The sequence below is a fragment of the Pseudomonas sp. GXZC genome (assembly GCF_026967615.1).
Taxonomy (GTDB): Bacteria; Pseudomonadota; Gammaproteobacteria; order Pseudomonadales; family Pseudomonadaceae; genus Aquipseudomonas; species Aquipseudomonas azotoformans_A.
Window position 1 is genome coordinate 2,954,449 of the sequence record NZ_CP114115.1, and the last position, 11,061, is coordinate 2,965,509.

At 61.3% G+C, this 11,061-nt stretch carries 7 protein-coding genes; 2 read left to right on the plus strand and 5 right to left on the minus strand.

Annotated features, from left to right (window positions below; all coding sequences use genetic code 11):
* Positions 1-34 precede the first annotated feature (34 nt).
* Complete coding sequence (locus tag OZ428_RS13970) at positions 35-2,407, minus strand: TonB-dependent siderophore receptor (protein WP_061436342.1); 2,373 nt, start codon at positions 2,405-2,407, stop codon at positions 35-37.
* A 154-nt stretch (positions 2,408-2,561) separates the two neighbouring features.
* On the minus strand, positions 2,562-4,214 hold the full coding sequence (locus OZ428_RS13975; protein ID WP_061436343.1) for a cyclic peptide export ABC transporter: 1,653 nt from the start codon (positions 4,212-4,214) through the stop codon (positions 2,562-2,564).
* Positions 4,215-4,414: 200 nt separating this feature from the next.
* Between OZ428_RS13975 and OZ428_RS13980 the strand changes: the two genes are divergently transcribed.
* Complete coding sequence (locus OZ428_RS13980; RefSeq protein ID WP_269133770.1) at positions 4,415-5,242, plus strand: N(5)-hydroxyornithine transformylase PvdF; 828 nt, start codon at positions 4,415-4,417, stop codon at positions 5,240-5,242.
* Between the two features lie 137 nt (positions 5,243-5,379).
* On the opposite strand, the gene pvdO is transcribed toward OZ428_RS13980, so the two are convergent.
* The 3 genes from pvdO to pvdM are packed head-to-tail and all read right to left on the minus strand — an operon-like array spanning position 5,380 to position 8,917.
* Entirely contained in the window at positions 5,380-6,240 is an 861-nt protein-coding gene (gene pvdO / locus OZ428_RS13985; RefSeq protein ID WP_269133771.1) for a dihydropyoverdine dehydrogenase, read from the minus strand.
* A 34-nt stretch (positions 6,241-6,274) separates the two neighbouring features.
* Entirely contained in the window at positions 6,275-7,549 is a 1,275-nt protein-coding gene (gene pvdN, locus OZ428_RS13990) for a pyoverdine-tailoring periplasmic protein PvdN (RefSeq protein WP_269133772.1), read from the minus strand.
* Positions 7,550-7,567: 18 nt separating this feature from the next.
* Positions 7,568-8,917, minus strand: a complete 1,350-nt coding sequence (gene pvdM / locus OZ428_RS13995) for a pyoverdine-tailoring dipeptidase-like protein PvdM (RefSeq protein WP_269133773.1) — start codon at positions 8,915-8,917, stop codon at positions 7,568-7,570.
* A gap of 142 nt (positions 8,918-9,059) precedes the next feature.
* Here pvdM and pvdP point away from each other — a divergent pair, with 142 nt between their 5' ends.
* Entirely contained in the window at positions 9,060-10,685 is a 1,626-nt protein-coding gene (pvdP, locus tag OZ428_RS14000) for a pyoverdine maturation tyrosinase PvdP (protein ID WP_269133774.1), read from the plus strand.
* Positions 10,686-11,061 lie beyond the last annotated feature (376 nt).

The following is an 11,061-nucleotide window of genomic DNA, read 5'->3' on the forward strand; positions in this document are numbered from 1 at the left end:
TCAAGTGGCCAGGGGCTATTGTTGTTACCCGAGCTTAGAAGCTCCAGCGCGTCGTCAGCATCACATTGCGTGGGTCACCGTAGTACGCCGAGTTGTAGAACCCGATGTTGGTGTAGTACTTCTTGTCGAACACGTTGTTGACGTTGACTGTGGCAGAGACGCTCTCGGTCACCTGGTAGCGGGCCATCACGTCCACCAGCCAGTAGGGGTCTTGCGCAAATTTTTCCTTGCGGTCTGTGGTGGGGTTGGTCAGCACCTGCCAACCTTCCCCCTGCCAGCGTACACCACCGCCCAGGGTCAGCTTATCCAGAGGACCCTTGAGTTTGTAGGTGGTGTAGAGATTGACTTGGTCTTCCGGCTCCCAAGTGGAGACCTTTTCGCCGCTTTGGTCACGAATGACTTTATGGGTGTAGCCAGCTTGCAGCTGCCAGCCGGGGGCCAGTTCGCCGGAGATTTCCGCTTCGAAGCCCTTGGTCTTGGCTTTGATACCTTTATAAGGGTTGTCGATCAGCGATATGCCGCTGTAGTTCAAGTCGGCTTCAGCGCGGTTTTCCTCCTTGATTTCAAAGTAAGCCAGGCTGGCATTCAGGCGACCGTCGTAGAACTCACCCTTGAGGCCGATCTCGTAGTTGGTGCCTTCATCCGGTTCGAGCATTTTGTTGCTGGTATCGCGGTAAGCCGTTTGGGGCAGATAGATGTCGGTGTAGCTGGCGTACAAGGAGTAGTTGTCGTTGAGGTCATAGACCAACCCGGCATACGGGATGACTTTGCCGGTGTCCTTGGTGTCGCTGGTGCCGGTCACCTGGTAATTGGCGACCCGCGTACCCAACAACAGGTGCAGATCGTCCATCAGGCTGAAGCGCGCGGTCATGTAGTTGCCGGTCTGGCGTGTGGTTTCGTCGTTCTTGAAACCCACTTTGCCCCAATCCGGTTCGATGCTGTCGCCATTCCAGTTGTAGAAATCGTGAACGTTGTTGATGTAGGTCGGGCTGTAGTAGTCCTTGCCCACCCAGTGCGAAGAAGAGATCGATGAGCCGACCACCAGTTCATGCTCGCGACCGAAAAGGCTGAAGGGACCGGTCAGGTATACATCGCCGCTGTCGCTGACGGTTTCACCGGTGAACTTGTTGCCGTAGATCGAGGACAGCCCCGTCACGGGATCTGGCCGGGTGAGGGAGCCCAGCGGGGCGTTATAGCCGTTGATCTGGTGGTTGTATTGGCCTTTGGCGACCCAGCCGTTGTCGAAGGTGTGCTCGAGGGTGGCGAACGCGGTGCGCGAGTACTGCTCCCATTTGCTCCACTTGGCGCCGTTGTTGAACGAGCGCGGCAGGCTGATCGTGTTACCGGCCCGGTCATAGATGGGGCGGCTGCCGGACCAGCCGGAGCCTTTCGGATCGTTGTCCTGATAGTCGGCGCCGACGGTCAGCAGAGTGTCCTCGTCCAGGTCGAACTCGAGAATGCCGTAGAACACACTGGTCTTGCGTTCATAGTGATCCATGAACGAGTGTTCTTTCTGGTAAGCGGCAACGGCCCGGCCGCGGACGTTGCCGGTTTCCGTCAGCGGACCGCTGACATCGACTTCCGAGCGATATTTATCCCAGGAGCCCGCACCCAGTTCGATGTGGCCCTGGAACACCGAAGTCGGTTTTTTACGCACCAGGTTGATGGTCCCGCCCGGGCCGCCGGCGCCGGTCAGCAGCCCGGTGGCGCCCTTGAGTACCTCGACGCGGTCGTAGATCGCCATGTCGGTCAGGGTCTGGCCGGCAGAGTAGGGCGCGTTGCGCGTCATTGGAATGCCATCGTACTGGAAGTTCTGGATGGCAAATCCGCGTGAATAGTAGTTGGTACGCTCGCTGTCATACGTCGACACGGTAATGCCCGGCGTGTGGCGCATGACACTGTCGATACCCGTCAGGCCGAAGTCATCCATGGCCTGGCGTGTGACCACCGAGATTGATTGCGGTGTCTGGCGGGGTGTCAGAACCATGCGTGTAGCGGTAGCGATGGTGCCGGGGGTATAGGAGCCCGTGCCCTCGGTGACCGTACCCAACTGGTTGGCCATGACCTGGGTGGTACCCAGTTCCAGGGCGGATCCGCCGCTGGCGCTAATGGTCACAGCATTGCCTTGCAGACCATAGTTGACGCCTGTGCCCTTTAGCAGGCTGGCGATAGCTTTGGTCGGCTCAAGCTTGCCTTTCACTGCAACACTGGTTTTACCCTGCACATCCGTCGGGCTGTACAGCACCTGCAGATTGGTCTGGCGACCAAACGCCTGCAACGCCGTCCCCAACGGTTGTGCAGGAATATCGATCTCGATCTCTTGGGCCTGTACATAACCAGCCATGGGCAAGGACACCGCAAGGGCGAGGGCACAAGGCTTGAGGTTGAAGTTCAGGGCCCTTCGCATGGATAGCGCTTTGCTCAGAGGGCTGAGACCGAGTCTTACTGACATGGATGAGTTCTCTTCTATGTTTTAGGTTGGCAGTTTATAGGTGTTTATTGAGGTCAATTCTCATTACCACTAGTGAGACGTTCCTACCTGCAGAAACCGGAAAAGAAATTCACGCCGGTTCCATTTCGTGCACCACCTGGCCGGCGCGCAGGCGCACCAACTGGTCAGCGATGTCGAAATAGCGGTCGTCATGGCTGATCACGATGATGGTCTTGCCCAGGCGCTTGAGGTCCGGCAGTAACTCGGTGTAGAAGACGCGACGGAAGGCTGGGTCCTGGTCGGCCGCCCATTCGTCGAACACCAGCACCGGGCGTTCTTCCAACCAGGCGTTGACCAGGGCCAGGCGCTTGCGCTGGCCGGTGGACAGGTCGGTGGTGCTGAATACGCCGTCCTTGACGCTGACCTTGTGCGCGATTTCCAGGCGCTCCAGGTACTTGGCGGCACTGTCCAGGGACTGCGTGGCGCTGCCTTGGACCAGGTCATCGAACAGGTAGTAATCGGCGAATACGGTGGTGAACAGCTGGCGATAGTCATCGCGCGCGGGGTCGGTCACGGTTTCGCCGTTGAGGCGGATTTCCCCGGCCTGCGGTTGATACAGGCCAAGCAGCAGCTTGATCAGCGTGGTTTTGCCACAGCCATTCTCGCCCACGATAAACACGATATCGCCCTGCTTGATGCTCAGGTTGATCGGCCCCAGATGGAACGGCTGGCTGCCTTCCACCGGCGGCGGGCTGTAGCTCACGCCGCGCAATTCCAGGCTGTTGACTACCGGCGTGGGGGCTTCGCTGCCATCCATCAGCAGATGGGGTTCAGGCGACGAGAAACGGTCAGAAAGCTCGGTGATGCGCGCAAAGGCAATGCGTGCCTTGCCAATGATCGGCAAGTAACCCACCACATGCTCCAGCGGGCCTTTCATGTACAGCAGCACCAGCACAAAGCCTGTGATCACCGCCGGGTCCGGGTTGGGGTTGTAGGCCTGCATCGCCAGGGCCAGGCCGATGACCACGAAGAACAGCATCGAGCCGAACGTCTTGGCGACGATATAGATGTTCACCGAGCGCACCTGGATGTCGCTGATGCGGTCGGCGGTTTTCTGGATGCGGTGCGTGTTCATGCGGTAGCGGCGTGGCCGGTGAATACGCAGCTCCTTGGCGCCCGAGGCGATCGCAGAGTAATAGCGTTGCAGCTCGTCCTCCTGGTCGCGGGCCTCGTCGAAGCCGCGGATGCCCTTGTGGCCTGCGATAAATTGCACGCTGCTGCCAATGACGATGGCAACGATCATCATCAGGAACATCGGTACCGAAAGGTACGCCAGGTAGCCCAGGCAGCCGAGGGTGACGGTGGTCGCGATGGCCAGTGGGGTGAACGCGAAGGAGAAATCGCTGATGGTGTCGACGTCATGGGTCAGCACCGGAATCAGGCGGTGGGAGCGATACTGCTCGATCTGTTCAATAGGCGCCGATAGCACCTTTTCGCCCAGGTCCTTGCGCAGGGCGGCGATAATCCGCTGGCCGACGTAGTTGGTGCCGATATCCGAGACGATCGAACTGGTCAGTGCCAGCAGGCACAGCGCCGCAAACGTCAGAATCACTCCCTGCGTCATTCCGGTGGAGGAGTGCAGGGCATTGTTGATGGTGGCCAGCAGCAACGTGATGGCCAGGCCGCCGGCCATGCCCAGGGCGACGGAGACCGTCACGATGGTGCGAAAGGGCCTGAGCAATGCGAGCAAACCGCTGAAGGCGCCGCGCTTGGGGTCGGTCATAAATACTTCCCGGAAAGTGAAAAAGAGGGGGCTGGGCACACAGACCCTTACCCATGACAAACGAAGGATTGGCGCGACTATTTAGCTCGGTGTGCCCGATGGTGGCGGTCGTGGATAAATTGCACGGTGGCTGGTTCGTTCTTGTGGTGTAGGCGCACGCGTATTGGCGCGTGCCTGATCTATCCAGCGAGAGCGAAACAATGACGAAAAAGAATCTGGTGTACGTGTGGTCCCTGCGCAATGCCGCGGCCGACAAGGCCGGGCAGCCGGTGGCCTACAAGGACCATGAGCGCTACATGATGTCGGTGCTGGAATCCCTGGCGGGCGCACTGAACGACACGCCGCTGGGCGAGGCCTATAACCTGGTGGGCGTGGTGTATGACGACGACGAGCAGAACCCACGGGACCAGCAATTGGTCAGCGACTACGGCTTCGCCTACCAGCCGGGCCGTCAATGGTTGTATCCGGCCGACCTGCGCGTGCAGGGGCGCCTGGTCAATGACTTGCTGCTGAGCGTGCCGTCGACCTATCGACGCCTGCCACGGGGCAGTGCGGAACACATCGCCGGCAAGCAGGACTTCGAGCGCCGCCTGCACGACACGCTGGTGGAGTTGAAGGCCGATATCGTGGTGCTGGACGGTTTGCTGGTGATCCTGGATGAACTGGTGCGTCCCGGTGCGCCATTTGCCCGTCGTATCATGAACATCCATCCGGGCATTACCCGCATTGAATCGCCGTACGAGCGCCGCGGTGCCTATGCCACCTGGAACGCCTTGTACGGTGCGCGTGGTTTGACGATCACGGATTGGGCGACCAAGGCCACCACGCCATCGGAGCCGCTGTACCTCACCGGTGCCTCGTTCCACTACGTCGACAACGGCATTGATTCGGGTGAAGTGTTCCACGACGTGCTCAAGACCGAGATCACGCCACAAGACACCATCCTTGAGTTGCGCTGGAACAACTTCAATAACAGCCTGTTCCCGGCGTTGCATGAGGGGTTGGCGTTGTTGGCCCAAAAGGGCTGACCCCCAAATCTTCCTGAGGCTTGCGGTCCAAATGTGGGAGCTAGCTTGCCTGCGATAGCGGTGGGGCAGACAAATTGATGTTAGCTGACCTGCCGCCATCGCAGGCAAGCCAGCTCCCACATTGGAGGGTGTCCGTGTTACAGGTCGCGCACTACCCGAAACCCAATCCAATCCCCGCGCGTCTGCGGGTAGATCGTGTTGCGGTTACCCGAGCGCGAAAACACCGGCGCTTCACCCCAGTCATTACCCCGAATCATGTAACCCTCGCAGTTAGGCTCCATCCACGCGCTGCCATCGGTAGGCGCGCCGATGTAGTTGGGGTGTTCGCAGTCGGCCACTCGTTCGTAAACGTTGCCATGCATGTCGTACATGCCAAACGCATTCGGCGGGTAGCTGCCGACCGGTGACGAGTAGCTGTAGCCATCGGCTGGCCCGTACGTGTTGGCATGCTTGGCGATGCTGTAGTCCTTGCCTTCATCGAACGGGAAGGGGAACGGCCCGGTAGAGCCTGCGCGTGCGGCGTATTCGCGCTGGGACTCGCTGACCATGTGGTAATGCTGGCCGGTCTTTTTCGACAGCCAGGCCACATAGCGTTTGATGTCATCCATGTCCATACACACCGCCGGCTGGCGCGGGCCTTGGGGATAGCGTGGCTTGCTGGCGATACATTCGCGGCCGGGGCGGGTGTCGCCATCGGCGATCTTCACGCCGGTCTGGCGCACGTAGCTGTCCCATTCGCCAGCGGTGATATGAAAACGGCTCATGGCAAACGGCTTGGCGAAGGTCACTTCATGCATCGGGCCTTCATCCGGCTCGCGGCCGACTTCATCCTCGGGCGTGCCCATGGTGAAGGTGCCAGCGGGCAGCACCACCATTTCCGGGCAGTCCTTGCAGTCCTTGAACACCTTGCCAGGTTGCGGCGCGGCGGCCTGGGCCAGGTTGGGCAGCAAGGCAGCGCACAGGGCGGTGAGCGCCAGGGCTGTGAGGGGTTTGTTCATGTGGGCCTCTCATTCAAAGGGGAAAAGGTGTGCATCACGCCCGCTGGTTCAGCAGGGTCATGAAGCGCTGGATCTCGGCGGAGGAATTGAGCAGGCCGGGGGCGGTGCGGATCACCGGGCCGACATCGCGGTCCACCGCGTCGATCACCACGCGGTTTTTCATCATGTAGGCCGCCACGGCATCACTGTCCTGGCCCTTGACGCGGAAGAAGGTAAAACCGGCCGACAGTTCTGGGCTGCGCGGGGTGACCAGTTCGATTTTTGGGTGGGTCAGCAATTGCTCTTTCAGTTCGGTATTGAGTGCGTGAATCCGCGCCTGAACCTGGGCCTTGCCCAGTTGCAGGTGCAGCTTGAAGGCCTCGTCCGCCGCCCAGCGATGCTCGAAGGCGTGGTAGCCGCCTGGCGTCATGCTGGTGGCGAAGTCCTTGTCTTCGGAGAAGGTCGGCACCATCGGGGTCACGTCGTTGTTCTGCGGGTCGCGGGCGCAGACAAGGCCCGTGCCGCGTGGGCCGAACATCCACTTGTGGGTGCCGGCGATGAAAAAGTCGCAGTGCATGTCCGGGAAGTCGAGGTTTTCCACGCCGAATCCGTGCACGCCGTCCACCACATAGAGGATGCGGTCCTTGTCGTCACGGTTGCGGTTGTGTTCCTCCACCAGCTTGCCGATCTCGCCGATAGGCAGCTTCACGCCGCTGCCGGACTGCACCCAGGTCATGCCGAGTACGCGGGTGTTGGGGCGGATATTGCGCTGGATGTTGCCCAGTACTTCGTCGGCGGACACCCGGTTGGCGTTGTCGAACAGGCGAATCTTGCGGACCTGGGTCTGCTCCTTGCGCACCCGGAAATCCAGGCTGAACTCGGTGGCGTAGTGTTCGTGGACGGTGGTGAGGATTTCCTGGTCAGGCCGCACCTTGATCCCGCCATAAATCATCGCCAAACCTTCGGAAGTACTGCCGGTCAGGGCGATTTGCGGTGGTGTGGCCTTCAGGTAGCGACCGGCCCACTCGCGTACCTGGCCTTCGCGTTTCCAGGTTTCCTGCAGGTCCCAGTCCATGGCCAGCCCGGGGTTGCGGTCGATCTGTGCGCGGTAACGCTCAATGGCTTCGCGCACCGGCTTGGGGTGCGAAGCCACCAGGAAGTTGGAAAAGTGCAGGTAAGCCGGGTCCTGGTTGAACAGTTGCTTGAGCCCTGTCCATGGGTCATCTGTTGGTGCATTGGCGGCGATGGCTTGCGGGAGCAGGGCGGCGCCCAGTGGCAGGCTGGCGGCAAATACCCCGGCCTGCTTGAGAAAGGTACGGCGGTCGGTCATGGACTGGCTTCTGGATGATTAACGGTTGGCCAAGGGCTTGGCGGATTTTTGGACCTGGTCCCATACGCGCAGGAAGTTGCCTCCCCACAGCTTGGCGATATCGGCTTCGGAGTAGCCGCGCTGGATCAGTTCGGCCGTGACGTTGCGTATTTCGCCGACGTTGTTCCAACCCTGGACGCCGCCGCCATCGTTGAAGTCCGACGACAGGCCGACATGGTCGATGCCGATCTTGCGCACGGTGTAGTCAATGGCGTCCCCCAGGTCCTTGAGGGTGGCCTTGGGCTCTTCATCAAGGATGGCGTAGAGCGCGCCGGCGTATTCGCCGAACTTGTGTTCGGGCCAGGCGGCAATGATTGCGTCGCCCGGCATCAGCGCCACGGCCAGGTTGGGCAGGGGTGGCAGGTCGAAGCGGGCGCGAAGGGTGTTGAGCTTGTCCTGGGTCGGCTGGCTCAGCGGGCGCAGGTAGGCGGAGAAGCCGACGATCTGCACCACGCCGCCGCTGTTTTTGATCAGTTGCAGCTCTTTGTCGCTCAGGTTGCGCGGGATGTCCACGGAGGCGCGTGGCGCCGAATGGGACGCCACCATCGGCGTGCGGCTCAATTGCGCCACTTGCTCCAGGGCCTTGGTCGACATTTGCGACACGTCGATGATCACCCCCAGGTCGTTAAGGCGGTGCACCGCTTGCTTGCCGATGTCCGACAGGCCATCAAGGGCGTCAGTGGAATCATTGAAAAACGGCAGCGGCCGCGACGAGTCCGACCAGGCATTGTTGCCCACGTAGCTGAAGCCGAACATGCGCATGCCACGCGCCGCCCACAGGTCCAGCTGGTTCAAGTCGTTGCCCAGCGGGTAGGCGTTGAGCATGCTGATGAAGATCGCGAACTTGCCCTCGCCGTGCAGGCGTCGGAAGTCATCCGGGGTGTAGGCGATGGCGACCTGGTTGGGGAAATCGCGCACCATGCCGCTGATGATCTTGTAGCGCACTTCCTGCTCGTTGCGCGCGGCTTCGACAAAACCGTCGGTGGGTTTGTGCGGGGCGTTGGGGCCGTTCCAGATTTCCGGCCAGCCGAAGATGGTCAATGCTGCACCGGACAAACGCCCACGTGCCGCCTTGACCAGGTCGAACTGGCCTTCGCCGTCCTTGTCCGCTTCGTTGCCGGCAGTGCCGAAATCCACGGGCACGGTGATATGGCTGTCGAACGACAGCAGCCGGTCCTGCATTTCATTGGCCTGCTTGATCACCTCCAGCGGGTAACCGGCATTGCCCTTGAACCAGTGATCCCAGACCAGGAAACCGGCCCCGGCACTGATGGCCAGTGCCAGTGGCAAGCCGATGTACAGCGCCTTTTTCGAACGTGGTTTTGTCATTGCCATCTCAGTCAGTTGAGGCCTTCGCTATCAGGGAAGAACGAGTGATCGGCGGCAAAATTTAGGCGGCGAGGGCGCCTCGGTAAATTTCCCCGGCGGGCAAACGTTCTAGCTCTGATAAAGCCGTTTCCTAAGGTAGACAATGACCATCTCTCGACGTGGGTTCATCGCAGGCCTGGCGCTGACAGGCGCCGCGGTGCCGGCCGCCTTCTATGCCCATCGCGAGTTGACGCGCGAAGAAGAATTCCCCATCACCCCCGGCGAAGCCACGGTGGACCTGGCCGACACCGCCGGCCAGCACCTGGCGAACACCCTGCGTGGGGTGTGGGACCTGCGCCTGGAAGGCCGCGACGCCGGCCTCAAAGGGCTGCCATTGCAAGATTTGCAACTGCTGCTCGACATTGCGCCCCGTGGACGCGGTTTGCGCGGTTACCTGGACACCGCCGCCCACCTGCGCGCCGAGGGCGAGCCGCGCTACCGGGTGTTGGGTGACCTGTTGACGGGGGAGAGCGCCGTGCTCTACTGGCGGCTGATCGACCGCGATTCGGCCGACGGTACGCCCGCCTATGAATTCAAGATGACCCTCGACCAGGTCTGGGCTGATTTTGCCAACGCCGGCAGCAGCACCCTCAGCGGGCAGATCCTCGACCTGGACCGCCCCCTGGCCTTGGTCGAGCGCGATAATCGCTTCATCGCCCATAAACAATGGTTCCCAGAAGCCCGCCAACGCATCGGCCTCAATCCGACCTTGCTGGCCTGGCTGATTGCTCCCGAACACCGGCTGTTCCACCAGCTGTGGCATGCCACCCGTGACCAGTGGCACAAACTCTCCGAGGAAAAGCGCGAGGCCTTGCGCGGCATAGGCTGGCAACCCGGCCCGCGCGGCCTGGAGCGCGATGCACGGGGCAAGCGCAAAGACCGCAACGGCTCGGGTATCGACTTCTTCTTCATGCACCGCCACATGCTCGGCACCGCGCGCTCCATGCAAGACCTCCCCTCATGGCCGCAATTCCCCGAGCCGCAACCGGCCTTGGAGCGTGATCGCCACGGCTTTTTGCGCTATTTCGACAACCACGACGGTTTCGCACTGCCGCCCACTTGGTGGGCGCCGGATGACAGCGACTACACCCAGTGGGTCAGCGATATCAAGGCCGCCGAGACCTATCACAGCAACTTCCAGGTGTGGGAGTCCCAATACCGCGACCCGCGCTACCTGGCCAAACTCACCCTGGGGCAACTGGGCTCCGAGATGGAGCTTGGCCTGCACGACTGGCTGCACATGCGCTGGGCCTCGGTGCCGCGTGATCCCTCCAACGGCGCCCCCGTGCCCATGGCCCGTGACCCTTCCGACTTCGCTGCACGCTGGTATGCGGCGGAAAACGACTTCCTCGGCGACCCGTTTTCTTCCCACGTCAACCCGGTGTTCTGGCATTTCCACGGCTGGATCGACGACCGCATCGAAGACTGGTTCCGCGCCCATGAACGCTTCAATCCGGGCGAAGTCCAGCGCCTGCAAGTCAACGGCGTGGCCTGGTTCGCACCGGGTCGCTGGGTGGAAGTCGGCGACCCCTGGCTGGGCCCGGATACCCATGGTTGCAGCACCACGCCGGGGTTGCAGGTGGGCAAGTCGATGGAGATGGACCCGGAGGTCATGAAGCTGGCGCTGCGCATTACTTTTGGCGAAGACGAGGGAATGTTGCAGGGCTTGTTCAAGCGGGTACCGAAGCGGCCTTGGTATGCGCGGCACCTCAAGCTCAAAGCCACCTGATTTTTTGGGCCGAATTTAATTTGTGGTGAGCGGGCTTGCCCCGCGCTGGGGCGCGCAGCGGCCCTAATCCGGCCGGCTCGTTTTACCTGAAAGAACGCGGTGGCTGTATTGGGGCCGCTACGCGCCCCAGCGCGGGGCAAGCCCGCTCACCACAGAAAGCTCGTTCACCACCACAACAAGCCCGCTCATTATAGGAAGGCGGTGTTCCCCAATCGAGATTGAACCAACCCAATCCCCCCTTGTCCCCGCTTCCCATGTCACCCCCCGCCTGCCAAATCCCTTAATTTTCCAAGCCTGCCGGAAGCCTCTCCAGGCCCCCGGCTGCGCCCGCGTTTTGGATGCGGGGCGCACAGCACCCGATTCAAGCGGCAGCTGA

Coding starts and splice junctions, on each gene's coding strand:
- OZ428_RS13970 (WP_061436342.1), bottom strand. CDS start 2,407: ATGCGAAGGGCCCTGAACTTCAACCTCAAGCCTTGTGCCCTCGCCCTT.
- OZ428_RS13975 (WP_061436343.1), bottom strand. CDS start 4,214: ATGACCGACCCCAAGCGCGGCGCCTTCAGCGGTTTGCTCGCATTGCTC.
- OZ428_RS13980 (WP_269133770.1), top strand. CDS start 4,415: ATGACGAAAAAGAATCTGGTGTACGTGTGGTCCCTGCGCAATGCCGCG.
- pvdO (WP_269133771.1), bottom strand. CDS start 6,240: ATGAACAAACCCCTCACAGCCCTGGCGCTCACCGCCCTGTGCGCTGCC.
- pvdN (WP_269133772.1), bottom strand. CDS start 7,549: ATGACCGACCGCCGTACCTTTCTCAAGCAGGCCGGGGTATTTGCCGCC.
- pvdM (WP_269133773.1), bottom strand. CDS start 8,917: ATGACAAAACCACGTTCGAAAAAGGCGCTGTACATCGGCTTGCCACTG.
- pvdP (WP_269133774.1), top strand. CDS start 9,060: ATGACCATCTCTCGACGTGGGTTCATCGCAGGCCTGGCGCTGACAGGC.